We start from the raw sequence: 23,018 nt of genomic DNA, 5'->3' as shown, positions 1-23,018 counted from the left end.
CTGAAAACGGGAGCCGGCGAGGTGTCACCGCGGGTCACGCGGCTTGGGGATTGAGTGCTCGGAAGTGCGCCGTTTTCGTCTGATACTAGGCGTAGCGGACAGTCAATCGTCGGCCATCCGCTACGCCTGTTTGTGAGGACCTTCACTAGGGAGCGCGCCCTCACATGGTTCGTCGAAACCGTCCCGTATTAATTCGAGGCCGCAGGCCCAGCGCCCGCACCTTCCGCGATTTTCTCGACGAGCTTGCCACAGAAGGCGGGTAAATCATCGGGGTCGCGGCTGGTCACAAGGCCGTTGGCGACCACGACTTCCTCATCGGCCCATGTAGCGCCGGCGTTCTCGATATCGACCTTCAGCGTCGGGTAGGACGTCAAGGTGCAACCCTCAAGAACGCCCGCCTCGACCAATGTCCAAGGTGCATGGCATATCGCGGCAACCGGTTTTTTCTGATCGAAAAAAGCCCGGATGAAGTCAATTGCCTCGGCGCTGCCGCGCAGCTTGTCGGCACCGACAGTCCCTCCGGGCACAACTAGTCCGTCGAAATCGTCGGCTCTGACATCGGAAAATGCTCTGTCGATAGTATAGCTGCCGCCCTCGTCGAGATCGTTATTGACCGTGTGAGCCTCGCCCGGTCAAAACTGACCACGGTCACTTTGCCGCCAGCCTCCTCGACAGCTTGCTTGGGCTTCGAGAACTCTGGTTCTTCCGTCCCGCGGGTGCGATCAGAATGGCAACTGATTTGCCCTCTAACGTCATCACTTATTCCCTATTTCGGAGAAGACTAAGGTCAGGCGGTCGGCTTAAGCACGACCTTTGTCCATCCATCATCGCGCGCATCGAAATGCTTGTAGGCGTCTGGCGCCTGATCGAGCGGCAGTCGGTGCGAGATGATTTGGGCAGGATTAGCCCGGTTTTGCTCGATCAGCTTCATCAGTCGCCGGTTGTAGTGCTTTACATTGCACTGGCCGGTACCGATCTTCTGGCCCTTGAACCAGAAATTGCCGAAGTCGAACGCCATCTTGCCTTCCTTCTGGAGATCGTCAGGCGCATTCGGGTCTTCCGGGATGAACACGCCGACGACGCCGATGCCGCCGGTGGCCTTCGTGCTTTTTACGAGGCAGTTCATCGTGTAATTGCTGCGCTCCTTGCCGTGGCGATCGCAACACTGGTATCCGACCGCCTCGACCCCCCGGTCGGTCCCTAGCCCGCCGGTCGCGTCAAGGATTTGCTGAGCGGGATCGCCCTTGCGCATGTCGATCGGGATCGCGCCCATTGCCTCGGCCAGCTGCAGGCGATCATCATGGGAATCGACCACGAAGATCTGAGAGGCACCGCGGATTTCGGCTGAGTGCGCGGCCATCAAACCGACTGGACCGGCGCCGTAGATCGCGATGCTTTCACCAGGCAGGAAACCCGACAGTTCGACGCCATGCCAACCTGTGGGGAAGATGTCGGAGAGCATAACATAGTCGTCCTCCTTCTCTTCGGCGTCCTGGGGCAACTTAAGGCAATTGAAGTCCGCATAAGGAACGCGCATCAACTCGGCCTGACCGCCTTGCCACGGACCCATTTCGGCAAAGCCATACGCTGCGCCGGCGGTTCCAGGGTTGGTCGTGAGGCAAAAACCAGTCAAACCGCGTTCGCAATTTTCGCAGAACCCGCAACCGACGTTGAACGGCATGCAGACGCGATCGCCCTTCTTGATATGATCCACGGCGGCGCCGACTTCGATGACCTCGCCAAGGTTTTCGTGGCCAAAGACCCTGCCCTTCTCAAAGCTGGTACGGCCCTCATACATGTGAAGGTCGGACCCGCAGATGTTGGTGGTGGTCAGCCGAATGATGACATCGGTGGGCTTTTCGATCTTGGGATCATCGATGGTATCGACGGAAACGTCTTTGGGCCCGTTGTACACGACAGCTTTCACGGATTTTCTCCTTTTTGTAGCTCTGCTCTGGCGTCATCAAATCGAGAGCTTGCTCATGATCTGAACCAGCGCAAAGGCGCATAGCATCGCATCTTCCGAACCGATGTCTGTCTCCTAAACCGCCTGGCGCCTGAGCGGTTCCTTCCCGTTCGGCAGTTCTCGGATCGATTTACGGCGGCTTTTCGATTGTCTGGGCCAGGACGGTCTAAAAAAGCGGCAGATTGATGTGCTCAAGAAGTCCTGCGAAACCAACGGTGCCATGATGACGCAACACATCAACGCCGACCTATCAGCAGCAGCATCGAAAGGTGGGATAAGCGCAAAAGACAAGGCCATCCACTATCGCGGATGGCCTGTCGTATTCTTCTATTTAGTTCCAGAGCCGGCCGGGCCGTCCATTCCGGAGGGCAGGCGACCCTAACCTTGCAGTCGTACGGCAGCTTGGGGTGCCGACCGCTCCGCTATTTCGCTGCCAGCAGGGTGAACTTGTGAATCTGCGGCGGTTCCGAGAACAGTTCTTCCGCCTTGTCCATCAGCGCGGCGGCAACCTTGCCGTCAAGATGGGCCTGCCGATCCTCCTCTGTGTCGAACGTATCGAAGATCGCGTACGCACCGGGACCTTCCTCGATCGCATACCAGGTCAGAGTGCCCGACTCGGCTTGAACGAGCGGCAATGCCGAGGTCAGGAAATTGGCGACATCGCGCTCTTTTCCGGGCTTGGCCTTCAGTGGCACATACAGCGCAAGTTTGGGCATCATCGACTCCTCAAGTTAACGGACAGATATCATTTGGCAAAGTAACGGTCAAACGGGCCGGAACGTTCCTAGGAGGCGGAGCACACGCGGCCCTGCCTCCTCGTCGAAATCAGAACTGCTGTGCGGTCGGCCGGATGACGATCGCGTTGACGTCGACGTCATCAGGTTGTTCTACAGCGAACGCGATAGCACGCGCCACCGATGCCGCCGGGATGGCCTGCTTGTAGAAGTCGAGCACCGTCTCGGCAGCCGTGCCAGACGTCGTGAACTTCAAATCGCTTTCGACAGCTCCAGGCTCGATTGACGTGACACGGACCTTTTCACCCACCTCGTGGCGCAAGCCCTCGCTGATCGCGCTGACGGCGAACTTGGTGCCGGAGTAGACCGTGCCGCCCGGTGGGAAGACCTTGATGCCCGCAACCGAGCTCAAGTTGATGATGTGACCGCTGCCCTGCTCAAGAAAGCCGGGATCAGCCCGGCGTTGTTGATCAGCACGTCGAGGCGGCCGAAGTCGGCGATGATTGCGGCGACGACGGACTGGACCGCCGACTTGTCGGTGACGTCGAGCGCGTAGCTGCGTGCCGTGCCGCCGTTAGCGGCGATGGGCGAGGCTCAATCCGCCGCGCCCGTACCGCCCCAGGGTCAGCGTCTCGCGTCGTCCGTTGAAGCGATAGTCGTAGCGAAACGAGATCGCTCCGCCGGGCGAGACATAGACATACAAGCCGTCCCTGTCGGTACTCTTGTAAGGCTTTGATTGCGGGCGCAAATTCTTCAGTGCAACGTCAGTAAGCACGGTAAAAACACCTCGATCCAAGCAAGTGCGGATTTGCCCGATGCACGACCGGTATTTTCCTTCAAGATCAATATGTTGATCCAAAATAATACCGTCACCGCCTTGCGATGAGGCTGACGGTACGAGGGAGATTCCGGCATCGCAACAGGAGGCGACACCGTCGCCAGTGACGGTAAAACGAAAAAAGACCCTCCGAAAGATATCGAAGGGTCTCGTCAGAATTCACAATGTTGTCAGGCGCTTGTCGAGGTTTTCGGAAGCGATACCGAAAGGTAGCGAGAGCCCCGAATTATTCCAAGTCCATGGTCAAGCAACTCGCCTCCAAAGGCATCCGTGTGAATGCCGTGGCGCCAAGCCCCTCCTGGACCCCGCTGCAGGTCAGCGGCGGGGCCACGCCCGAGAAGCTCCAGAGCTTTGGGTCACAGAGCCCGCTGGGTCGCCCCTGCCAGCCCGCCGAGATCGCAGGCCTCGATGTCGCCGCGGCCAACGCCGCGCTCAGCTATTCCACCGGCCAGATCTTCGCAGCAACCGGCCGCGGCGGGCAGCCCGCGTAATCGGCTGACGCGCCACAACCGACGCTCAGAGAGGGATCATGTGATCGCCGACCTGGATCTGTGGGTCTTAGCTATTGGCTCGGGAGTTCGAACCGCCTTTGCGCCCCCTTGGGAGCCAGTTTCCCGACCGGCGACGATGCTCGGGACACAATTTTCCGAGGAACGACGAACGTCCGGCGCCGCAGGAAAAGCATAGCGAGGGATGCCCTGTACCGCGTCAAATCAGGCCCCTTCGCCAGCTTACCCAAGAGTTTGATCGTAAGGTCTCGCATCGGCGGCTGGCTCGCAATCTTGATAGCCCCGTGCAACAAACAAATACCAGTACGGGTGTGCGGGTTCATCAGCCGAGGCCCGACCTTTGGAATGCTTTGGCCCATGGCCCGCCCGGCGCCTAGACACCGAGATGTTCCGGCAAGGCCCGGTCCAACATCGGGGCAAGGTCAAATCACCAAAGGACTCTCGTTATGGGTGGATGAGAAACGGGGGTCATCCTTTAAGTCAAAGTAACGTCAGGACAACGCATGCGAGGATGGCGCGTGCGGGGAATGCACGTGTGGCCGCTAGGTTGCCGGCGCCTCTGGGCGGCTGATGCGGCCGAGGAAGAGAATGGCGCTGGTCTCCTTGTCGCGGATCAGAAAGAGGAAGGGGTGGTCGGCGCGGAAGGTCGGCGGGGGCGTCACAGGCGCGCTCGTCTGTTCTTCGACAGCGATCCCGGTGGCCGCCGCGGCTTCCGTCCCCTTCTCATCAATCCGCAAGAAGGGCTTGTGCACCACCTGGCCGATCGCCAGAGGGGCGTCGGCGATGCCGCGGAAGTCGGCGCCATCGGTGAAAGCGATCCCCATGCCCAGCATGGTCAGTTGCGGGATGAGATCGTAGCTGAGCGCCGTCTCGGTCTTTGGAAGATAAAGCAGGACCCGCCGAGGCTCCTCCTCATCAAGTGCAATGAGCCAGCCCGCAAGATTGGCGCTGAGTTGAGCCTCCACGTCCGACAGGCCGCCGCGCGTGCGCGGCAGGATCACAGTCATCGACAGCCGATCGCCCCTGTAAGGAAGATCGATGGCCTGCAAGGCGCCGGTTTCCAGCAGACGCAGGTACCCGCGCTGATACATCATCGGCGTCGACAGGCGCGATCCGTCCGTAAGGTAGAATGTTTGGTCGCTTGTGTTGGAGGCGTTGAACGGCTGGGCCCAATCACCCAGGAAATAGACCGCGTTGGTGACGATCAGGCGCGTGGCGACGTTGATGCTGGAAGGGCTGAGCAACTCCGGGATGCGCCTGCGCGTCTGTCCCGAGACCCAGGCGTTGATGCGCCCGGCCGCCTCATCAGGCGCGTCCCGAAAATCCACGGGCCGGGCCAGGGCGCCGTAATCCCGCTGGACGCTCTCAACGAAATCGGGTTTGAGGCCAAAGCCGTCCTGCACCCACACCGCGTTGGCGACGCTGAGCGTGGTCTGTCCGTCCTCGCGCTCGAGCGAACGCAACAGTGCGCCCAGGTCTGCGTCGAGCGAGGGGCTGTCGGGGAGACTGAGGCTGCTCAGGAGGGCTGTGCGCGTCTGGCCCCGGGCTCCCGCCGAGACCACCCCGAAGGCCCCCATCAGGCTGACCGGAGAGATGACGACATTGTCGTCTCCAGCGCGCAACTGGTCGTAGAGCCTCACGCCGAGCGTTTGCCCGCTGAGATCGGCCGGCGCGTTGACCGCAGGCGCATCGGTCAAAACAGGGTCATCGGGAAGAGAGGCCGGAGCCGTCGTGCAGGCGGACGCCGCCAGGGCGAAGGCGGCCAGGGCTGCAGAGGCCCCTAACCGCGCAACGTCGCCCTGTCGCCGCCGGACCATCAGTCCCTCAGGCTTGCCGGGACCTGCCCGCCGTTCTCGGCCAACTTGGCCCAGACCGCACCGGAGAGGGCGATGTTCTGCTCTGCGGATCCGTGAGGACCGGCATGCACGCCGAGTTCCTCCGCAAGGTCCTTGCGAGCGTCGAGACTGGAGTCGATATCCAGCAGCTTCAGGAGGTCGACGATGGAGGTGCGCCAGTTGCCGCCGCCGCCCTTCATCTCCGCCATCTGGGACAGTACCTGCTCGACATCGACCGGTTGGGAAGCGACAGGGGCCGCCGTCGGCTGCACAGGAGGGGCTTGAGGTGTGGGCGCCTGGGGCGCCGCCGGCGTCTCAGGCTTCTTGTGCCCTGTGATCTTGTCCCAGATTTTTCCGAAAATACTCATGATCGACCTCGATGTGCGTGTGTTGGGATCCCGGGCGCGCATCGCGCCCGGGGTCATAGGGATCAGCGTTGGACGACAACCAGTTCGGTGCGGCGATTCTCCGCCAGCCCGCCGGCCGTGGCGTTGCTGTCGACCGGGTTGGTCTCGCCACCCGAAAGCGACTCGATACGTCGTCCATCCACGCCTGAAGCGATCAGAGCCGACCGCACCACATCCGCCCGAGCCTGGGCCAGCGTGCGATTGGCGGCATCGGACCCGCGTGCATCGGCGTAGCCGTAAAGCCGGACGTGCGCGTTCGGATAGCGGCTGAGGACGGCGGCCACGGCCTGGATTTCGGGCCGATCCTGAGGACGGATCGTGGATGCACCCGTATCGAAGTTGACGCGCTCGAAGGCGAAGGTCCGCGGCGCGGCGTCAGATCCGGCGAGATAGGCGTCCAGGCCTGAGACGCCGGCGGGGCTGGCGGGGCTGGCGGGACCCGCGGTCGGCGGCAGAACGGGACCGGTTTCGACGGGGAACGCAGCGGCGTCCGTCACTGCCGGATCGACCGCCGCACGATCATCACCGCAGCGCGTGAGCAGGAGAAGCAGAAGCAGAAGGACCACGGCTCCGATGATCCACGGAAGGTATTTGCGCCAAGAGGGCGCCACAGGATCCAGGCGGGGATCGCGATCTCGGTTGTCGGTCATGTCGGGCTCCTTGTTGGAAGCGAAGTCAAAAGACCGGGCCGCGAAATGCGGCCCGGTCCGGGAGGGTTATTGCGGCGGGATCTTCGTGACCTTGTCGGCCCACATCTGAGCCACTTTGCCCGCCGCGTCGCGTCCGCCGAGACCAAAGGCCAAGGCCGCGGCGACCGCCGCGGCTCCCAGGATCAGGCCGAAGGCGAGAAGAACGATGTCGTCGGCGATGCCCATGAAGCGCAGGCCCATGGCCGTCGCCAGCGCGATCGTGGCCCAGCGGACCAAGGTCGACGCGAAACCGTCGGCGCCGCCAGTCCCCTTGTTGATCAGGTTGGCCAGAACGCCGCCGATCAGGACGCCGGCGGTGATGATGATCCCGCCGACGATGACATGACCCGCCAGCGCCAGGATCTCCTGGAGGGTGACGGCGATCGTGCCGAACTGCAGCAGCTTGGCGGCCTCGACCGCGGTGAAGGCCACGATGGCGGCCATGGCGATCTTGCCGACGATGGACGACGGCGTCAGGGCTTTCGGCGCCTCCCCCCCGAGCGCCCGCGCCGTAGCCGGCGTGACGTCCCCGGCATAGGGCGCGACGGCAGGCGTCGGTTGGGCCGGCTTCTCGGGCGTGGCCGTGAGGCTGGTCAGGCTGGAGATGCTGCGATCGAAGCCGGTGGCCGGCAGGATGCGTTCGATCAGGTGGGCGACCCAGCGACCGATGAACCAGCCTACAGCGAGGACGATGGCGGCGGCGAGGACGTGGGGAATCGCCGCCAGGACGGTCGAGAGGACGGCCACGGCGGGAACCGTGAGGGATTCGATGCCGAGCTGTTCCAGGGCGGCGATGGTGATCGGGATGAGGATCAGGACGAACACCAGGGTACCGATGGCCGTGCTGACACCGGTCGATCCGGTCGCCTTTGTCAGACCGGCCTTCTCAAGCCAGCGATCGGCGTTGGCGGCCTGCAGGGCGGCCTCGACGACCCGCCTGGCCAGGGTGGCGACGACGAAACCGATGAAGAAGATCAGGACGGCGCCCAGCACGCTCGGGACGAAGGCGGCGACCTGGGTCAGAAGGGTGTTGAGGGGGGTGACGACCTGGCCGAGGTTGAGGACGCCGAGCGCCGCGACGACGCCGAAAAGCAGGATCAGCCAGAAGGCGACGTCGCCCAGGCTCGCGCCGATAGAATGTTTGGGATTATCGCTGGCGGTCGCTTTCGAGGCGCCCGGAATGCGGTTGATGCCCTTGGCCAGCGCCCATTTGACGGCCTTGCCGATAAACCAAGCCGCGACCAGGATGACCAGGGCTCCGAGCGCCTTGGGGCCCCATTCGTAAATGAGCGCGTTCCAGCCGATGAACTCGTAGTTTGCCGTTTGCATTCAACCCTCCACGACACTCCCTCGCAAGCGTCGCCGAACTAACGGTGCAAAGCTGAGGGGGTTCCGCCTGGCGATGGCTTTCACGCGGGGAACCGCCCATAAGCAGTCGGGTTGGTCGATCGCTACTCGTCGCTCACAGTTCTGGATTATGATGTTCATTCGCGTCATCCCGCTTTCACTGTTGGTAGGGCTGGCCGCCTGCGGCGCGCCGTCTCCTGACCAAGCGGCTCGGCCGGAACCTGCGCCCGTCGCTGTCGCTGCGCCAGAGCGCCCGATGGCCGCGGGCCTGTCGCGGCAGGCGATCGAGGCCGCGACATTCGAGCCGCCGGCGAAGCTGTCGCCTTCTAACGCGCCCGCGGCGACGCCAGGGTCGACGCCGCCTTTTGCAAGCACGCCGACGCAGGTCCCAGCGGGTGAGGACGTCGTTCCCACGACACCAGCACCGACCGCAGCCCTGATCCGGGCGCAGATTCTCCTGGATCGCTCGCCCTTTTCGCCCGGAGCCATCGATGGTCTGGACGGGGAAAACATGCGGCAGGCGATCGCGGCCTTTGAGACCGCCAATGGTCTGACCGTCGATGGGCAGCTCGACGCCGAAGTGTTCAGCCGCCTGGCGGCGGACAGCCGGCCCGTACTGAGCGACTACGTCATCACCGCCCAGGACCTTGCAGGTCCCTACATTGGAGCCCTGCCGGACGACCTTGAGGGCAAGGCGCGGCTGACTGCGCTCGGATACGCCACGCTGAAGGAAGCGCTGGCGGAGCGGTTCCATATGACCGAGGCCCTATTCGACGCCCTCAATCCCGGCGTCGATCTCAGCCGGGCCGGGCAGACCATCGTGGTGCCGGCGGTGGCGACGCCGTCGCTGGCCGAAGTCGTGAGGATCGAGGTCGACAAGACTTCCAGCCGGGTCACCGCCTTCGATCGCTCGGGCGGCGTCCTCGCCGTCTATCCCGCCACCATCGGCAGCAGCGAGCGGCCGGCGCCGACGGGGAACCTGAAGGTGGTCGGCGTGGCCAAAGCGCCCGACTACACCTACGACCCGTCCCGCCTGAGCTATGGCGATGGGAAACAGAAACTGGTGGTCGCCGCCGGGCCCAACAATCCGGTCGGCGTGGTCTGGATCGACCTGTCACGCGACACCTACGGCATCCACGGTACGCCGGATCCCGAACTGATCGGCAAAACCGCGTCCAATGGCTGCGTGCGCCTGACCAACTGGGACGCACAGCAGCTGGCGGCGGCGGTGAATCCCGGCATGGATGTGATCTTCCGCAACTGATCCGCCGCCCCGCACGCCACAGCTAAGGTCTTGATTTCCTGACACCAACCTTACGCTGATGCGTTGGAGCGCTGAGTAGGGAGATTTCGACCTTGACCGCGACCTCCAAACTTCGACTGTCCTGGGACGCCTTTCGGACGAGAACCCTGGCGCGCGCGGGGGTTCGGGCCGGGGAATGGCGCGACTGGGTCAAGGCCAACGATCCCGTCTACAACAGCTTTCGTCATCCCGGGCGGACGGAGAAGATCGCAGCTTCGATTGTGATGCTGCTGATCGCCGCGATCGTGATCTTCTTCCTCCTGTTCGACTGGAACTGGCTGCGCGGGCCGATCGGCCGGTGGGCCTCCGCCAAATATGATCGCGAGATCGCTTTGCGCGGCGACCTGGACGTCAAGTTGTTCACCTGGACGCCTACGGTGGTCGTCAACGATCTGAAGTTCGGCGGCCCGCAGTGGGCCAAGTCGCGCGACACCGCCACAGTCTCGCGCATCGAGGCCTCGGTCCGACTGCGCAAACTGTTCGCGGGCCAGATCGAGATGCCTCTGCTCTCCTTCACCCAGCCCGAAGTCTATCTCCTCGCCACGAAAGACGGTCGCCAGAGCTGGGAACTTGAGCCGAACAAGCCCGACACCGGCGAAGGCATGAAGCTGCCGGTCATCCAGCAACTCATTATCCAGAACGGCCATATCGTCATAGACGAACAGAAACGGGGCCTGACCCTCGACGCCTCTGTCGACGCCCGCGAGACCGCCAACGACGACGACGCCGGCTTTGTTCTGGCCGGCGAGGGCTCGGTTAATCGCTCGCCCCTGACGCTGCGGATCGAGGGCGGACCCTTCATCAACATTCGCCGTGACCGCCCGTATCACTTCAACGCCCTGATCGAGGGCGCGCGGTCGAAGTTGACCGCCGACGGCGCGGTCACCCGACCCTTCCACCTGGGCCAGTTCACCTCAACCCTGACCCTCCAGGGGCAAGACCTCAGCGACCTGTACCTGCTGACCGGCGTGACCCTTCCCAATACCCCGCCCTACCGGCTGGCGGGGGCGTTGAAGCGCGACGACAGCACCTGGACCTTCAACGACTTCACCGGCCGGGTCGGGTCGTCCGACCTGTCCGGAGACGTCAAGGCCGAGACGGGCGGCCGCCTGCGATTGGAGGCGCAACTCGCCTCGCAGAGGCTGGATATCGACGACCTCATGGCCATCTTCGGGGCCCGGACCCAGACGAATGCGGCCGGCACCAACACCACCACGGTCAGTTCGGGCGCGCCGGGCAAGCTGTTGCCTGACGCCACCTTGAACGTCGATCGCTTGCGGACGATGGACGGGAGCCTGACCTACCGGGCGGCTTCGGTGAAGGCCAACGAGATGGACATTCGTGCAGTGCGTCTGGGCGCAGAACTTGAAGCCGGGGTCCTTAACCTCAATCCGGTCGCCTTTACCTTCAATCGAGGAAGCCTGACCGGAACGGCGCGGATCAACGCCGCGCGGGACATGCCCTACAGCGCTATGGACTTTCGGCTTACCGGCTATCCGCTGGAATCCATCGTGCCTGCGAAGAATGGCACGGCGCCGATCACAGGCCAGGCCACCGGGCGGATGCTCCTTGAGGGACCGGGAAACTCGATCCATCGGTTCGCCGCCGCGTCGAAGGGTTCGGTCAGCCTGGTGGTGCCGAACGGAGAGATGCGCTCAGCCTTCGCCGAACTCCTCGGCATCAACGCCAGCGCGGGACTGCTCAAGCTACTGCGCGGCGACCAGTCCAAGGCCGACATCCGCTGCGCTGTCGCCGACTTCAACGTCTCCAACGGCGTCGCCCGGGCCCAGACCCTCGTGATCGATACGGATGTGGTTCTGGCCAATGGCTCGGGATCGATCAATCTTGGCGCCGAGACGCTCGACCTGAAGATCGACGGCGATTCCAAGAAGCCGCGTCTGCTGCGGCTCTGGACGCCCATTCTGGTGAGAGGATCACTGACCTCGCCGCGGGTCGGTGTCGATACGGGCCAGGTGGTCGCGCAGGGCGGTCTGGCGGCCATCGTCGGGGCCGTCGCGGCGCCGGTCGCGGCCCTGTTCGCCTTCGTCGATCCCGGCCTAGCCAAGGACGCAAACTGCGGGGCGCTCATCGCCAGTGCGCGATGAGCGCAGAGGCTGCGTTTGATCCAATCGAGAGCCGGAGCGCTCACAAGGAATGGCGGAGTCGATGATGCCTTTGTCCACCCATCCTGACCTGGCGGACCTGATCGTTCGCAACGTCAAGGCCTACGCCATCGTGGTTCTTTCTGAAGACGGCGTCGTGCCCGAATGGTCGGGAGAAACCCAGGCGGTGACGGGCTACGCCGCGGGCGATATCGTGGGCCGCTCCTTCGATATCCTGTTCACAAAGCCGGACAGGGCCGCAGGCGTCGCCGCCCAGGAGATCGAACTCGCGCTCCGCGATGGGCGCGCTGAAGACAGTCGGTGGCATCCTTGCGATCGGCGTCGAGGACCGGGTCGCGATCTTGGGGCGAAGGCTCGTCGAGATCCTTGGACTCCGGAGACCCGCGCTGCATCAGATAGGCGGTCAAGACGACATAGGTCCTCATCTGCAGAAATTCGCTCTCCCAGTTCTCGAACAGGGAGGACAGAAAGGCGCCGCCTGGTCGAGCGGTTGACACGGAGATCGCCGCCCCGCGGGTCCTGGCTTTCCTGGCGATTTGAGCTGACCCGGCGAGAGGCCTAGCCTTGGCCTTGCTCGTCGTCGGACCGTACAGCGTGCGACTCGATCCATGACAGCATTTCCAGCGCCGCCATTCGTTCTTCGCCGGAGTAATCGTACTCGATCCGTGGCCTCAATCCTTCGACGAGCGCCCGGTGCATGAAAGCCTCGGGCCGCTCGGGGTCCATGAGCACTTCCAGCGCGACGAGCGTGACATGCAAGCCTTCGGAAAGGACCCCGACACAACCGTGCAGCCGGGCGACTTCTTTCTCCAGATCAAGCAAGCGACCTGCGTCGTCGGCCTCCGCCATTCAGATAATCTCCAGCCGCACCGACATAATGAGCCCCCGAACTAGGGGTCTCGCCCGTCGTTGTCCCGCGTCAGGATCAGGACCTCTTCCCCATCACGGTGGACAGAAACCCGCAATAACCCGCCGGTCAAGAGAAGACGCAGTTCCGCCAGATCTCGCGCCTCTTCGTCGTCCTGGGCATTGGCCAACTCGGTGACCGGCTCCCCGTCGGGCGTTGTGTAAAGCTTGAAAAGGTAGGAGGTCATCGGCCATCGCGAGCTAATGGCCACGCTTAGCACCTTGGTGTCGTAGAGGAAATGCAGCTTTTCGAAAGTCCGCTGACGGACGCTCGAAGCGCGCAACCCCTGGATGTCGGCTATCGACGAACCGGAGCGCCGACACCGCCTCGGCATGTCAAAACGTCTTAGGGCTCTATACCCGCGCCGGCGGCGGAAAAGCTTCGCGCGGCACTATCTCTCCTGCCGTCAGATACCCAAGTCGAACGTCTTGGTCATGACGGGGCGACCGAACAGATAGCCCTGCGCTTCCGGACACCCGTTCTCGGCGAGGAAGGCCAGCTGTTCTTCGCTCTCCACACCTTCGGCGATCACATCCAGGCTAAAGTTCCGGCCGAGATAGATCACGGCGCGGACGATCGCCGCGTCTTCCCGGTTCGTTGTGACGTTCCTGACGAAAGACTGGTCGATTTTCAGCCGGGTGCCGATGTCAACCGCAGCATGAGAAACCCGCGCACCGTCTCGGCCGCCGCGCGCGGATGGCGACGGGCATCCGGCATGTACCGCAGCACCTCCTCGGCGATCTTGAGATATTCGCCCACTGGGCTCGCGGCCTCGAGAATGGGAAGCAGCGGCTCGAATGGATCGCGGTGGACGCGCGCGACCCGCTGCACCTCTCGCGCCCGCGACAGGGCGTGCCGGTTCATCCGCTCGCAGGCCATGTCCCAGTCAGCCTGGACGGTCTCGATGTCCGCCTGCGTCAGGACGCCGGGGATCGGCCGGAGCCGTTCGGCCAGCCACGGACATTGGCGCAGCCAACCGAACTCCACCCGGGTCAGGGCCGCCGCCAGCAGGAGCATCTCCGACTCCCAACCGGTGAAGAAGCCTCGCCTCTGCTCACGCCACTGGATGTACCAGTCCCAGACTGGCGGGCAGACCAGCAGGGCAAGCGAGAGATCTTCAGGCACGGCCCCTGCCCCTTTCACCTCGCCGTCCGAACGGGCGGCCAGGGCTCCGAACAGCAGGGCAAGATGCTCGCCGCGCTGGGCGGCCGTCTCCGGCCCCCAGACACCCGATCGCTGAAAGCCCAGGTCTGTGAGGGTCGCGGATTTGAACTGGATGAGCGACCGCATCTCGGCCTGTAACTGTGGCGGTGCGGGTCTCGGCGAGCCGGTCCAGGTTCTGCAACAGATCGACGAGAAGGACCTCCTCGGTCAGCTTGGCCGGGACCGAGGGCTTTTTGCGGAAGTCATAGACGCGGCCGCCGAGGTCGAACCGGCCATGGCGTTTGAGATTGTAGACAACGGGTTCGTTGTACAGCTGGGTCGTCCCTACCCCCAGGCCGTTGTAGGCGTTCGGCGAGACCAGCAGGAAGCGGTCGTCCTTGAGGAAGCTCTCCACCAGTTTCTCCGGCCGGGCGGGAGCCTTGCCGTAGCGCGTCTGGCGCGGCGCCAGATAGAGGCCGCCGGAGACCTTCTCCAGTCGCCCTTCCTCCACGAGCTGGCGCAGATGCCGATCCACGGCATTGGACCACTTCTCGAAATCCTGACGACGATAGACCTGACCAGGCCGCAGTCGTTTCTTCACATCGTTGAGCGCCGACATTGGGAAAATCCTTCGCCACCTACGTAGGAAGCGTCCGACGCTTATGCAAAGATTTTGATTTAAATTCCATGCATACTTTGCGCAGCCGCGTCTGTTGGGGGTCACGAACTTTCGTGCCGCGCCGACACGCCGACCGGCCGGCTTCGACGAACACACCCTCTTTCCTTGAACTCGGTGCCGATCCGTCCATAGAGAACCCATGACTGACGCTGAACGCATCGAAGCCTTGCTGGACCTCGTGGATCCGGCGCGCGCCGGCAACGAGAACCGCGGACGCGAACTAACGGTGCTGGGACTTGCCGAGGCCGTCGCAAAAGGCAGTTACCGCCCGACCAACGCCGGCTGGGTGATGATCGGCAACCGGGGCAGAGCTTTCCAGCCCCGCTGAGGGTCGGCAATCCGCAACGACACGGTGGCGACTTCACCCAAGGAGACCTGCGGATGGCTCCGTCGTCGCCTTTCGGATTCCCTTGAGTCGTATTCAAAGGAGAGCCCGATGGCACAAGCCGCCGCACCGCCGCTCAAGCGAACCATCAAGAAGCCTGAGCTTCGTCAGATGGTGCCGCTGGCCGACAGCACCATCTGGGAGATGGAGCAGAAGGGTCAGTTTCCCAAGCGTTTCCTGCTCACGCCGCGCTGCGTCGTGTGGGACCTCGCCGAGGTCGAGGCCTGGCTGAAACTTCGCCGGGATCGGCCAATTCCGAGGGCGGCCGGCCCGGACGTCCGCCTGCGGCGCTCGCGCCCTGTCAGACGCGCGGATCAAAACGCGGAGCCGAGGTCTCCTGCACCGTGACCACGGGTGTGAAGGGCCTGCCAGGCGTAAATCTGTTTGACGATGTCGCGGACGTGGATGGCGGTCGCCGGGAGCTTCCTGCATCGCAACAGGAGGCGACACCGTCGCCAGTGACGGTAAAACGAAAAAAGACCCTCCGAATGATATCGAAGGGTCTCGTCAGAATTCACAATGTTGTCAGGCGCTTATCGAGGTTTTCGGAAGCGATGGGGAAAGGTAGCGAGAGCCCCGAGTTATTCCCACTCGATTGCGAAAATGGCCCAGGACGTTGAACGTTCTGGGTTTTTTCTTCACTTTGATCGATCAAACCGATCCGTAGGCCGAACAAATTTTGAGATATTGAAAACACTGGCGAATTCCTCATCATAAAATTTGCGTGATGTCGCCATCTTTCGACGTCTATTACCGCATTCGCCCTATGTAGTGACAATGTACCAGCAGGAATCAACTTCCCCGTCGCGTCGCACCATTTGACCGTCACTATAGAAAATATGGTGTACTCTGACCCATAGGTTCTTTCTTAGGTTCCAACAAGCACACCTCACAGTGTCGGCTTTGGCGGCGGGTTGGCGGATACCGAAGGAGCTACGGGCTTTCGGGAGGCAAGTCGGGGCGACTACGCCATCTTCGAACAATGGCCCTTCGAGGCGTCGGAGCCCCTCATGCGGTCCCCCACGCGAGGTGTCAGGACTGGATATCGCCTTCAACCGCTGACCATACCGCGCGCTCTAGATCCGCTTGATTGAAAGGTTTCGGCAGCCGGAGAAGCTCGTCGTTATCGACGGTATCTAGCTCTGCGAACCCGGACGTGATGAGCGCGGGTAATCCCGGACGTAGCCGTTTGGCCTCTAAGATCAATTCAAAACCCGACATTTGAGGCATGACGTGATCGGTGACCATCAAGTCGAGCGGCACGTCCGATTTGAGGTGCACCAAAGCCTGCTTCCCGGACGAGGCGGTAATCACCTCGTGCCCGAGATCTTCCAACAAGGCCGTCGTGTTGATCAGCACAAGGGGATCGTCATCCACAGCGAGGATCCGGAGCAACGCCTTTCCGGCTTGAACGGGATCGACGGTGGGGATCGCGCTCAGTCCTTCGGCGCCCTCGGCAACCCGGAGCCAGAGGGTCACGGTCGTACCCTCGCCCGGTTGACTGTCGATCTGAAGACGCCCGCCGGTCTGGGCCATGAGACCGTGGATCATCGACAGTCCCAAACCAGTCCCCTTCCCTACCCCTTTGGTGGTGAAGAACGGATCTGCGGCGCGCGCCAGGGTCGCCGGATCCATCCCTTCGCCCGTATCGCTGACGTAGAGTTTCACATAGTCGCCCGGCGCAAGCAGGGGGTCCCCCGCCTTGACCTTGGCCGCCGAGGCCCCGATGCGGATCACACCGGCGTCGGGCATGGCGTCTCGTGCGTTGACCGCCAAGTTGAGCAAGGTCGTCTCCAGCTGGACCGGATCCGTTAGAATCGGCGCCAGTCCCCTTGGAAACTCGGTCTCGATCTCAATCCGTGGACCGATCGTCCTCTGGAGGAAATCACGCATGCCGCCGACCAGAGCCGGCAGGTCAGTCGGTCGGGTTTCCAGATCCTGCTTCCGGGCGAAGGCCAACATCCGCTGGGTCAGAGCAGCGCCCCGCTCCGCTCCGAGGATGGCGTTGTCGATCAGTGGCGAGATGCGGGGATCGAACGGCAGCCGCTTGCGGACCAGGTCGAGGCTTCCGAGAACGGCCGAAAGAAGATTGTTGAAGTCATGCGCGATTCCACCGGTGAGCTGGCCGATAGCTTCCAATTTCTGTGACTGGAAGAGTGCTTCACGAGCCGCCTCCAGCTGACGCTGGCTTTCCATTCGTTCTGTGATGTCACGGGTGACCTTGGCGAAGCCAATGATCGCGCCATCGTCATTCCGGACAGCGTCGATGATGACATGGGCCCAGAACCGCGAGCCGTCTTTGCGCAGACGCCAGCCTTCTTTTTCAAACCGACCGTCCGCCGTCGCCGTTTCCAGCGCGCGTTCGGGCAGGCCGGCCTCGCGATCTTCGGCCGTGTAGAACCGGGAGAAATGCTCGCCGACGATCTCGTCGCGGCGGAAGCCCTTGATCCGCTCGGCGCCGGAGTTCCAACTCGAGACGAGCCCTGACGGATCGAGCATATAGATGGCGTAATCCGTGACGCCGTTGACCAGCAGTTGGAACTGTTCCTGAGACAGACGAAGCTGTTCCTCGGCCGCTCGACGCTCGGTCAGATCTCGCGTCACCTTGGCGAAGCCGATGACCTTCCCCGCCGGGTCGCGGATCGGATCAATGACCACATGAGCCCAGAACCTGGTCCCGTCCTGGCGCAGTCTCCAGCCTTCGTGTTCAAATCGACCTTGTTCGGCCGCCTCGGCGAGCGCGCGCTTGGGCAGATCCGACGCCCGATCTTCAGGGGTGTAAAAACGGGAGAAATGCTGACCGACAATCTCGTCGGCGCGATAGCCCTTGAAGCGTTGGGCGCCGGGGTTCCAACTGGACACATAGCCGTTCTCGTCCAGCATATAGACGGCGTAGTCCGTGATCGCATCGACCAGCAGTCGATAGCGACGGTCTTCTGAATCCAACGAGTCTTTCATGCAGCCCCCACGCGCGGGGACCCAACGTGCCGCTTGGCTCGTTGTTCCGGCGCCAGCCGTGAAATCCCGAGCGGCTAGTCGCCTGGTCGGCGACGCGCGTCGTGGGCCGCATCGAGCATTCGGATGCCCGATATGTCCGCTTCATCCGGTGACATGTGCATGGGCTTTCCCGGAGGATTTTCGACGACGACGAGCCCATCTTCCCCTCGGGGGTTCAGAGGACCTTGGCGAAGATCATCCTCCGGTCCTGGTTTCTCCTCGTCTGGGTTTTTCATGGTTCAACCCTGACCGGAGCCGGGCTCCGCCATTTTGCGATGCTGCTCGGCCAACACGGTCTGGGGAGTCACAGCGGCGATCGCCGCCTGAAGTTTGTTGCCCAAGCCGGCGACCACATCGCCGTCGCCGCGATTCATTGCGTCGTAGCCGTATTTGGCGACGTCGGCGGGGTCCATCTTCTTGTCGTCCTGCCCCACCTTCGTGTCCATCAGTCCGGCCCGCTCGCAGAAGTCGGTGTCTGTCACCCCCGGCATGAGGACCGTCACGGTGACGCCCGTATCCTTCAGCTCGTTGCGCAGGGCGAAGGAGAAGCTGTCCACGAAGGCCTTGGACGCGTTGTAGACGGCCTGGAAGCTGCCGGGCATCAGGCCGGCGATCGACCCGGTGAAGAGGATCCGGCCGCGTCCCCGTTCGCGCGTGTCGCGGCCCAGGAGATGAGCGAGGCGCACCGTGCCGGTGATGTTCGTGTTGATCACATGCAGGATGTCTTCGAAGCTTTCGTCGAGGAAGCCCTTGCCGAGACCGTGACCCGCGTTGGCGGCAAGCGCGTCAACCGGCCGGCCCCCGATCTTGTCGTAAAGGGCCTGGACGCCCTGCTCCGTTGCGAGATCGACTTGAACAGCTTCAACGGTCGCGCCCACGGCTTCCAGCCCTTGGACGGCTTCCGCCAGCGGCGTGTCGGCGGCGACGATCAGGTGATAACCGTCTTCCGCGAACAGCCTCGCAGCTCGTAACCGATCCCACTGGAGGCTCCGGTTACGATGGCGAGGGGCCGGACCGCCTCAGCGGCGGAAAGTTCAGTATTGGACATGGGGTTCTCCGGACAAGGCTCTGTTCGGCAAGAGCAAAGGGCGCTGATGCGGTTCCGTATCGCCACGCTGGAACACAGCCGCGTCGGACGGATTGGATAGCCGACCAGACGGAGCATCCCCCATGTCCTCATCAGACCCGATTTCCACCGACGCCGAGGTCGCCTCTCCCGCCTTTATCGACAAGGACAATGTCGAGGGCGACACGCCGCCGCCAGCATCCGCGCCGCCATGATTAACCGGCCACGCCAGGAGCTTTATGAGTTCTGGCGCGACTTCACGAACCTGCCGTCCTTCACCGAGAACGTGAAGACGGTCGAGATTCTCGACGCCAAACGGTCGCAATGGACCATCGCCGGACCCGCCGGCGCCGAAATCGATCTGGTGTCAGAGATCACCGAGGATATCCCCGGCGAGCGGATCGCTTGGCGCTCCAGCGAAGGCTCCGACGTCGATCATGAGGGCTGGATCGAGTTCAAGGACAACGCCTTCGGTCGCGGCACGGAGGTGCGGATCTTTATCAGCTACGACCCACCTGCCGGGGCACTGGCAAGGTCGTCGCCAAGGTGATGCAGCGCGAGCCTCGCATCCAGGCCCGGCGCGAGCTGCGTCGCTTCAAGCAGTTGATGGAGACCGGCGAGGTCTCGACCTCCAAGGCGCCCGACGCCGGGCCCCGCGCCAGTCGCCACTTCTGATCGGCCCCGTCCGAACACACCCTCCAAACAGCGAGATTCCCATGCGCGCACTCACATGGCACGGCAAACACAACGTCCAGGTCGACACCGTCCCCGACCCGCAGATCGTCAATCCCCGCGACGCCATCATCAAGATCACCGCCACCGCCATCTGCGGCTCGGACCTGCACCTCTACGACAGCATGATCCCCGGCATGTCGAACGGCGACATCCTGGGCCATGAGTTCATGGGCGTGGTCGAGGAGGTCGGGCCCGCCAATACGACCTTGAAGCGCGGCGACCGCGTCGTGGTCCCCTTCGTCATCGCCTGCGGCAAATGCTTCTTCTGCGATCACAAGATGCCAGCCGCCTGCGACAACTCCAATCCGGCCGAGAAGGCCGACGCGTCCGAGATCGCCTACGGCTACGCCATGACGGGCGCCTTCGGCTATTCGCACCTGACCGGCGGTTACGCCGGCGGTCAGGCCGAGTACGCCCGGGTCCCCTACTCAGACTATGGCCCGATCAAGATTCCGGACGGCATCGAGGATGAGCGCGTCCTGTTTCTCTCCGACATCTTCCCCACCGGCTGGATGGCGGCCGAGAACGCCCAGATCAAGCCTGGCGACACCGTGGCGATCTGGGGCTGCGGTCCCGTCGGCCTGTTCGCGATCAAAAGCGCTATCCTGATGGGTGCGGGCCGCGTCATCGCCATCGATCACCACCCGCGCCGCCTCGAGCTGGCCAAACAGAACGGCGCCGAGGTCCTCAACTACCACGAGGTCAAGGTGCGCGAGGCCCTGATGGAGATGACCGCCGGCATCGGTCCGGACAGTTGCATCGACGCGGTCGGGATGGAGGCCCACGGCTTCTCACCGGACAACATCGTCGACGCCATCAAGCAGGAGACGAAGATCCTGGGCACCGACCGCCCCCACGTCCTGCGCGAGACCATCATGGCGGTGCGCAAGGGCGGCACCGTCTCGGTCCCCGGCGTCTATGGCGGCTTCGCCGACAAATGGCCGATCGGGGCCTTCATGGAAAAGGGCCTAACCCTGAAAACCGGCCAGACCCACGTGCAGAACTATCTGCCGCAACTGCTGCAACTCATCCTCGACGGCAAGATCGACACCACCGACCTGATCTCGCACCGCCTGCCCCTCGAACAGGCCGCCGAGGGCTACAAGAACTTCAAGGAAAATCAGAACGAGTGGACCAAGGTCGTGCTGAAACCCGGTTGAGGTCGCACCGATGCACGCCGATCTGGACGCCTGCCCCATGGAGGCTCGGTCTCAGTCGGACCTGCCGGACGGGGCTGGCTGGATCTATGAACCCAAGTGGGACGGCTTTCGCTGCCTCGCCTTCAAGCGAGACGGCCAGATTCACCTGATCGCGAAGTCCGGAAAGTCGCTGAACCGCTTCTTCCCCGAGGTGGTCGATCGCCTCGCCGCCCTGCCGGAAACGCGGTTCGGGCTCGACGGCGAACTGCTGGCGCGCGACGGAGACGCCTTCTCCTTCGAGGTGTTGCAGGCGCGTCTGCATCCTGCCGAGAGCCGCATCCGGCGCCTCGCCCAGGAAACGCCGGCGATCTACGCCCTGTTCGACATGCTGGTCGATGTCGATGGGTCGGATCTCAGGCCCCGGCCCTGGTCGAAGCGACATGGACGGCTTGAGGCCTTCCTCGAGGTTCACCAATCCGCCGACTTCACCCTCACCCCCGGCACGACTGACCGGACCCTCGCGCGGACGTGGCTTGACGAGGGCAAGCTGGAGGGCGTGGTAGCCAAGGCTAAAGACGGCGCTTACGTCGAAGGCGAGCGCGACTTGATCAAGGTCAAGCGCGCCCGCACGGCGGACTGCGTCATCGGCGGCTTCCGCTATGCGTCGGATGCACCGGTCGTCGGTTCGCTCCTGCTCGGCCTCTACGACCACGAGGGTAAGCTCAACCACGTCGGCCATACCTCGGGGTTCGGGGGCGCCGACAAGATCGCCCTGACCCGCGAACTGGAGGCCCTGCGCGGCGGTGATGGCTTCAGCGGCCGCGCGCCCGGCGGGCCGAGCCGATGGTCCACCGAACGGTCTGCGGCTTGGGAGCCGCTACGGCCTGAACGCGTGGTCGAGGTCGGCTTCGACCAGGTCTCGGACGACCGCTTCCGCCACGGCACCAAGCTGCTCCGCTTTCGTCCCGACAAGGCGCCAGCCCAATGCCGCATGGAGCAGCTGGAGAGCTAGCCGGGCGCCGCCCTAGGCCCAGTTGGCGAGGACTTCCGCACTCTCCGCCGTTTCCACCTGCTGTCCATAGCGGTCACGGTACAGCCCCAGCAGGGCGTCATGGCTCTCGTCGGACGAGCTGCACAGCCCGTCCGTGACCACGATCACCCGATAGCCGAGATCGACCGCACCCAGAACGGCGGCCAGCACGCAGACGTCGGTCTCCGCTCCGGTGATGACCAGGGTGTCGACGCCGCCGGCGCGCAGGGCGTCGTCGAGCCCGGTGCCCGGCCAGGCGAATAGATGCGCTTGTCCAGCACGCGGGCGGGCGGGACGAAGGCGGCGAGCGCCGGGATCAGGTCGATCCGCTCTGGCCCCAGCCGCTCGATCGTCATCTCCGGCCAGCGTTCCCAATAGCCGCGCCAGGTGCCCCACCCCTCGCCGACCTCGGCAGCAGGGATGAAGCGGGTGAACCACGTCCGCTCCGGCTTGCGTTCGCAGAGCCCGACCACGACCGGCAGCACCCGCTCCATCCACGGCGTTCGCCAAGGGGTGTCCTCGGCGAACATCCGCTGCATGTCGATGCAGAGATGGACCGCGGTCTCAGGGATCGCGCCGCGGATCAGCCCGTCCGCCATCGCGGATCAGGCCGCCGCCGCGCCTTGGGCCTTGGCGTTGGCGGCGGCGTCGGCCAGGGCCGTCAGGCTTTCGTCGGTCGCCGACTCCTGCTGCAGGGTCTCGTCCAGCAGCGCCGCTGCGTCGTCGAAGCCGAGCAGGGTCGCCCAGCGCTTGAGCGTGCCGTAGCGGGTGATCTCATAGTGTTCGACCGCCTGGGCTGCGGCGATCAGGCCGGCGTCCAAAGCGTCGGTCCCGGCATATTCCTCGAGGATCTCGTCGCCTTCGGCGAGGATGCCTTCGATGGCGTCGCAGGTCTTGCCCATGGCGCGCTTGCCGATGATTTCGAACACCTGCTGCAGGCGTTCGATCTGCCCTTCTGTCTCTTCGCGGTGCTTTTCGAACGCCGCCTTGAGCTCGGGCGAGTTCGCGCCGCGCGCCATCTTGGGCAGCGCCTTCACGATCTTCCGCTCGGCGTAATAGATGTCCTTGAGCGTGTCGTAGAACAGGTTGTCGAGGGTCTTCTCAGCCATCTGGGGCTCTCCACGTTGAAGGTTGAGCCCATAAAAAACGTTCGCCGCCACAGCGTTCCAATGTCCGATGCCGGACG

Annotated in this window: 28 protein-coding genes and 2 pseudogenes; 11 read left to right on the top strand and 19 right to left on the bottom strand. The window is 63.5% G+C overall.

Annotated elements, in window-relative coordinates:
• Positions 1–188 precede the first annotated feature (188 nt).
• The 5 genes and pseudogenes from BVE01S_RS14970 to BVE01S_RS16645 all read right to left on the bottom strand — a co-directional run bounded on the left by BVE01S_RS14970 (position 189) and on the right by BVE01S_RS16645 (position 3,559).
• Positions 189–578 (bottom strand): DJ-1/PfpI family protein, encoded by a 390-nt coding sequence (locus BVE01S_RS14970; RefSeq protein ID WP_218015934.1) that lies wholly within the window; start codon positions 576–578, stop codon positions 189–191.
• A gap of 209 nt (positions 579–787) precedes the next feature.
• Positions 788–1,927, bottom strand: coding sequence for a glutathione-independent formaldehyde dehydrogenase (locus BVE01S_RS14965; RefSeq protein ID WP_066629245.1), 1,140 nt, complete (start codon positions 1,925–1,927; stop codon positions 788–790).
• Positions 1,928–2,388: 461 nt separating this feature from the next.
• Entirely contained in the window at positions 2,389–2,685 is a 297-nt protein-coding gene (locus BVE01S_RS14960; RefSeq protein ID WP_244878400.1) for a putative quinol monooxygenase, read from the bottom strand.
• Positions 2,686–2,791: 106 nt separating this feature from the next.
• A pseudogene (locus BVE01S_RS14955) lies at positions 2,792–3,285 on the bottom strand (SDR family oxidoreductase).
• Entirely contained in the window at positions 3,275–3,559 is a 285-nt protein-coding gene (locus tag BVE01S_RS16645; RefSeq protein WP_441441204.1) for an Arm DNA-binding domain-containing protein, read from the bottom strand. The pseudogene BVE01S_RS14955 and the gene BVE01S_RS16645 overlap by 11 nt, the downstream one beginning before the upstream one ends.
• A gap of 218 nt (positions 3,560–3,777) precedes the next feature.
• On the opposite strand from BVE01S_RS16645, the gene BVE01S_RS14950 reads away from it, so the two are divergent.
• Positions 3,778–4,029, top strand: a complete 252-nt coding sequence (locus BVE01S_RS14950; RefSeq protein ID WP_066629243.1) for an SDR family oxidoreductase — start codon at positions 3,778–3,780, stop codon at positions 4,027–4,029.
• A gap of 560 nt (positions 4,030–4,589) precedes the next feature.
• Here BVE01S_RS14950 and BVE01S_RS14940 read toward each other — a convergent pair.
• From BVE01S_RS14940 to BVE01S_RS14925, 4 genes are all read right to left on the bottom strand, one after another.
• Positions 4,590–5,864 (bottom strand): serpin family protein, encoded by a 1,275-nt coding sequence (locus BVE01S_RS14940; protein ID WP_066629239.1) that lies wholly within the window; start codon positions 5,862–5,864, stop codon positions 4,590–4,592.
• Positions 5,864–6,250: a DUF3597 domain-containing protein gene (locus BVE01S_RS14935; protein WP_066629272.1), complete on the bottom strand. Its 387-nt coding sequence runs from the start codon at positions 6,248–6,250 to the stop codon at positions 5,864–5,866. The genes BVE01S_RS14940 and BVE01S_RS14935 overlap by 1 nt, the downstream gene beginning before the upstream one ends.
• 62 nt (positions 6,251–6,312) lie before the next feature.
• Positions 6,313–6,939 (bottom strand): OmpA family protein, encoded by a 627-nt coding sequence (locus BVE01S_RS14930; RefSeq protein ID WP_066629236.1) that lies wholly within the window; start codon positions 6,937–6,939, stop codon positions 6,313–6,315.
• Between the two features lie 66 nt (positions 6,940–7,005).
• A complete protein-coding gene (locus BVE01S_RS14925; RefSeq protein WP_066629233.1) occupies positions 7,006–8,307 on the bottom strand; it encodes a mechanosensitive ion channel in 1,302 nt (433 codons plus the stop codon).
• Between the two features lie 73 nt (positions 8,308–8,380).
• Here BVE01S_RS14925 and BVE01S_RS14920 point away from each other — a divergent pair, with 73 nt between their 5' ends.
• From BVE01S_RS14920 to BVE01S_RS17485, 3 genes and pseudogenes are all read left to right on the top strand, one after another.
• Entirely contained in the window at positions 8,381–9,589 is a 1,209-nt protein-coding gene (locus BVE01S_RS14920; protein ID WP_306301768.1) for a L,D-transpeptidase family protein, read from the top strand.
• 92 nt (positions 9,590–9,681) lie between these two features.
• The gene (locus BVE01S_RS14915) at positions 9,682–11,733 is read left to right on the top strand and encodes an AsmA family protein (RefSeq protein WP_066629229.1); all 2,052 of its coding nucleotides are present in this window, start codon (positions 9,682–9,684) and stop codon (positions 11,731–11,733) included.
• 49 nt (positions 11,734–11,782) lie between these two features.
• Positions 11,783–12,061, top strand: a pseudogene (locus BVE01S_RS17485) (PAS domain-containing protein); the annotation flags it as partial.
• Here the strand turns inward: BVE01S_RS17485 and BVE01S_RS17480 are convergent.
• The 5 genes from BVE01S_RS17480 to BVE01S_RS17310 all read right to left on the bottom strand — a co-directional run bounded on the left by BVE01S_RS17480 (position 11,970) and on the right by BVE01S_RS17310 (position 13,948).
• Positions 11,970–12,344 carry a DUF6766 family protein gene (locus BVE01S_RS17480; RefSeq protein WP_312572573.1) on the bottom strand — a complete coding sequence of 125 codons (375 nt, stop codon included), beginning with the start codon at positions 12,342–12,344 and terminating at the stop codon, positions 11,970–11,972. The pseudogene BVE01S_RS17485 and the gene BVE01S_RS17480 overlap by 92 nt on opposite strands.
• Complete coding sequence (locus BVE01S_RS14905; protein WP_066629222.1) at positions 12,310–12,600, bottom strand: hypothetical protein; 291 nt, start codon at positions 12,598–12,600, stop codon at positions 12,310–12,312. The genes BVE01S_RS17480 and BVE01S_RS14905 overlap by 35 nt, the downstream gene beginning before the upstream one ends.
• A gap of 41 nt (positions 12,601–12,641) precedes the next feature.
• On the bottom strand, positions 12,642–12,845 hold the full coding sequence (locus BVE01S_RS16915; RefSeq protein ID WP_157076479.1) for a hypothetical protein: 204 nt from the start codon (positions 12,843–12,845) through the stop codon (positions 12,642–12,644).
• Between the two features lie 219 nt (positions 12,846–13,064).
• Positions 13,065–13,235 carry an EAL domain-containing protein gene (locus BVE01S_RS17315; protein WP_244878404.1) on the bottom strand — a complete coding sequence of 57 codons (171 nt, stop codon included), beginning with the start codon at positions 13,233–13,235 and terminating at the stop codon, positions 13,065–13,067.
• Between the two features lie 53 nt (positions 13,236–13,288).
• On the bottom strand, positions 13,289–13,948 hold the full coding sequence (locus tag BVE01S_RS17310; RefSeq protein WP_244878398.1) for a hypothetical protein: 660 nt from the start codon (positions 13,946–13,948) through the stop codon (positions 13,289–13,291).
• On the opposite strand from BVE01S_RS17310, the gene BVE01S_RS16910 reads away from it, so the two are divergent.
• The 3 genes from BVE01S_RS16910 to BVE01S_RS14880 all read left to right on the top strand — a co-directional run bounded on the left by BVE01S_RS16910 (position 13,935) and on the right by BVE01S_RS14880 (position 15,213).
• Positions 13,935–14,447: a hypothetical protein gene (locus BVE01S_RS16910; protein ID WP_157076478.1), complete on the top strand. Its 513-nt coding sequence runs from the start codon at positions 13,935–13,937 to the stop codon at positions 14,445–14,447. The two genes, BVE01S_RS17310 and BVE01S_RS16910, sit on opposite strands and share 14 nt — an antisense overlap.
• Before the next feature lie 172 nt (positions 14,448–14,619).
• Entirely contained in the window at positions 14,620–14,808 is a 189-nt protein-coding gene (locus BVE01S_RS14885; protein WP_066629213.1) for a hypothetical protein, read from the top strand.
• Between the two features lie 108 nt (positions 14,809–14,916).
• Positions 14,917–15,213: a helix-turn-helix transcriptional regulator gene (locus BVE01S_RS14880; protein ID WP_066629210.1), complete on the top strand. Its 297-nt coding sequence runs from the start codon at positions 14,917–14,919 to the stop codon at positions 15,211–15,213.
• 684 nt (positions 15,214–15,897) lie between these two features.
• On the opposite strand, the gene BVE01S_RS14875 is transcribed toward BVE01S_RS14880, so the two are convergent.
• Both BVE01S_RS14875 and BVE01S_RS14870 read right to left on the bottom strand, forming a co-directional pair.
• Positions 15,898–17,823 (bottom strand): hybrid sensor histidine kinase/response regulator, encoded by a 1,926-nt coding sequence (locus BVE01S_RS14875; RefSeq protein ID WP_066629207.1) that lies wholly within the window; start codon positions 17,821–17,823, stop codon positions 15,898–15,900.
• Positions 17,824–18,101: 278 nt separating this feature from the next.
• The gene (locus BVE01S_RS14870; RefSeq protein ID WP_218015933.1) at positions 18,102–18,818 is read right to left on the bottom strand and encodes an SDR family NAD(P)-dependent oxidoreductase; all 717 of its coding nucleotides are present in this window, start codon (positions 18,816–18,818) and stop codon (positions 18,102–18,104) included.
• A gap of 321 nt (positions 18,819–19,139) precedes the next feature.
• Between BVE01S_RS14870 and BVE01S_RS14865 the strand changes: the two genes are divergently transcribed.
• The 4 genes from BVE01S_RS14865 to BVE01S_RS14855 are packed head-to-tail and all read left to right on the top strand — an operon-like array spanning position 19,140 to position 21,814.
• Positions 19,140–19,478 (top strand): SRPBCC family protein, encoded by a 339-nt coding sequence (locus tag BVE01S_RS14865; RefSeq protein WP_218015932.1) that lies wholly within the window; start codon positions 19,140–19,142, stop codon positions 19,476–19,478.
• Positions 19,478–19,603 (top strand): hypothetical protein, encoded by a 126-nt coding sequence (locus BVE01S_RS17395; protein ID WP_280513219.1) that lies wholly within the window; start codon positions 19,478–19,480, stop codon positions 19,601–19,603. Before BVE01S_RS14865 ends, BVE01S_RS17395 begins: the two co-directional genes overlap by 1 nt.
• Positions 19,604–19,644: 41 nt before the next feature.
• Positions 19,645–20,823, top strand: coding sequence for a zinc-dependent alcohol dehydrogenase (locus BVE01S_RS14860; protein WP_066629202.1), 1,179 nt, complete (start codon positions 19,645–19,647; stop codon positions 20,821–20,823).
• A 10-nt stretch (positions 20,824–20,833) separates the two neighbouring features.
• The gene (locus BVE01S_RS14855) at positions 20,834–21,814 is read left to right on the top strand and encodes an ATP-dependent DNA ligase (protein WP_066629199.1); all 981 of its coding nucleotides are present in this window, start codon (positions 20,834–20,836) and stop codon (positions 21,812–21,814) included.
• Positions 21,815–21,826: 12 nt separating this feature from the next.
• Here the strand turns inward: BVE01S_RS14855 and BVE01S_RS17305 are convergent, their stop codons facing one another.
• Genes BVE01S_RS17305 through BVE01S_RS14845 form a run of 3 tightly spaced genes read right to left on the bottom strand, consistent with a single transcriptional unit; the run spans position 21,827 to position 22,941 of the window.
• Complete coding sequence (locus tag BVE01S_RS17305; RefSeq protein WP_370667839.1) at positions 21,827–22,036, bottom strand: cysteine hydrolase family protein; 210 nt, start codon at positions 22,034–22,036, stop codon at positions 21,827–21,829.
• Positions 21,958–22,431 carry a cysteine hydrolase family protein gene (locus tag BVE01S_RS14850; RefSeq protein ID WP_244878405.1) on the bottom strand — a complete coding sequence of 158 codons (474 nt, stop codon included), beginning with the start codon at positions 22,429–22,431 and terminating at the stop codon, positions 21,958–21,960. Before BVE01S_RS14850 ends, BVE01S_RS17305 begins: the two co-directional genes overlap by 79 nt.
• A gap of 6 nt (positions 22,432–22,437) precedes the next feature.
• A complete protein-coding gene (locus BVE01S_RS14845; RefSeq protein WP_066629196.1) occupies positions 22,438–22,941 on the bottom strand; it encodes a YciE/YciF ferroxidase family protein in 504 nt (167 codons plus the stop codon).
• Positions 22,942–23,018 lie beyond the last annotated feature (77 nt).

It is taken from the genome of Brevundimonas vesicularis NBRC 12165, from assembly GCF_001592205.1.
Taxonomy (GTDB): domain Bacteria; phylum Pseudomonadota; class Alphaproteobacteria; order Caulobacterales; family Caulobacteraceae; genus Brevundimonas; species Brevundimonas vesicularis.
The sequence above is the reverse complement of the archived record's forward strand: the minus strand, read 5'-3'. Positions and strand labels throughout refer to the sequence as shown.

What these genes read in the sequence shown, in the direction of transcription:
- BVE01S_RS14925 (WP_066629233.1), bottom strand. Translation starts at nt 8,307, where the DNA reads ATGCAAACGGCAAACTACGAGTTCATCGGCTGGAACGCGCTCATTTAC.
- BVE01S_RS14905 (WP_066629222.1), bottom strand. Translation starts at nt 12,600, where the DNA reads ATGGCGGAGGCCGACGACGCAGGTCGCTTGCTTGATCTGGAGAAAGAA.
- BVE01S_RS14950 (WP_066629243.1), top strand. Translation starts at nt 3,778, where the DNA reads ATGGTCAAGCAACTCGCCTCCAAAGGCATCCGTGTGAATGCCGTGGCG.
- BVE01S_RS14845 (WP_066629196.1), bottom strand. Translation starts at nt 22,941, where the DNA reads ATGGCTGAGAAGACCCTCGACAACCTGTTCTACGACACGCTCAAGGAC.
- BVE01S_RS14875 (WP_066629207.1), bottom strand. Translation starts at nt 17,823, where the DNA reads ATGAAAGACTCGTTGGATTCAGAAGACCGTCGCTATCGACTGCTGGTC.
- BVE01S_RS14935 (WP_066629272.1), bottom strand. Translation starts at nt 6,250, where the DNA reads ATGAGTATTTTCGGAAAAATCTGGGACAAGATCACAGGGCACAAGAAG.
- BVE01S_RS14860 (WP_066629202.1), top strand. Translation starts at nt 19,645, where the DNA reads ATGCGCGCACTCACATGGCACGGCAAACACAACGTCCAGGTCGACACC.
- BVE01S_RS17395 (WP_280513219.1), top strand. Translation starts at nt 19,478, where the DNA reads ATGCAGCGCGAGCCTCGCATCCAGGCCCGGCGCGAGCTGCGTCGCTTC.
- BVE01S_RS14855 (WP_066629199.1), top strand. Translation starts at nt 20,834, where the DNA reads ATGCACGCCGATCTGGACGCCTGCCCCATGGAGGCTCGGTCTCAGTCG.
- BVE01S_RS16910 (WP_157076478.1), top strand. Translation starts at nt 13,935, where the DNA reads ATGAGCGACCGCATCTCGGCCTGTAACTGTGGCGGTGCGGGTCTCGGC.
- BVE01S_RS14865 (WP_218015932.1), top strand. Translation starts at nt 19,140, where the DNA reads ATGATTAACCGGCCACGCCAGGAGCTTTATGAGTTCTGGCGCGACTTC.
- BVE01S_RS14960 (WP_244878400.1), bottom strand. Translation starts at nt 2,685, where the DNA reads ATGATGCCCAAACTTGCGCTGTATGTGCCACTGAAGGCCAAGCCCGGA.
- BVE01S_RS14880 (WP_066629210.1), top strand. Translation starts at nt 14,917, where the DNA reads ATGGCACAAGCCGCCGCACCGCCGCTCAAGCGAACCATCAAGAAGCCT.
- BVE01S_RS14885 (WP_066629213.1), top strand. Translation starts at nt 14,620, where the DNA reads ATGACTGACGCTGAACGCATCGAAGCCTTGCTGGACCTCGTGGATCCG.
- BVE01S_RS14850 (WP_244878405.1), bottom strand. Translation starts at nt 22,431, where the DNA reads ATGGCGGACGGGCTGATCCGCGGCGCGATCCCTGAGACCGCGGTCCAT.
- BVE01S_RS14930 (WP_066629236.1), bottom strand. Translation starts at nt 6,939, where the DNA reads ATGACCGACAACCGAGATCGCGATCCCCGCCTGGATCCTGTGGCGCCC.
- BVE01S_RS14920 (WP_306301768.1), top strand. Translation starts at nt 8,381, where the DNA reads ATGGCTTTCACGCGGGGAACCGCCCATAAGCAGTCGGGTTGGTCGATC.
- BVE01S_RS17310 (WP_244878398.1), bottom strand. Translation starts at nt 13,948, where the DNA reads ATGCGGTCGCTCATCCAGTTCAAATCCGCGACCCTCACAGACCTGGGC.
- BVE01S_RS14940 (WP_066629239.1), bottom strand. Translation starts at nt 5,864, where the DNA reads ATGGTCCGGCGGCGACAGGGCGACGTTGCGCGGTTAGGGGCCTCTGCA.
- BVE01S_RS16915 (WP_157076479.1), bottom strand. Translation starts at nt 12,845, where the DNA reads ATGACCTCCTACCTTTTCAAGCTTTACACAACGCCCGACGGGGAGCCG.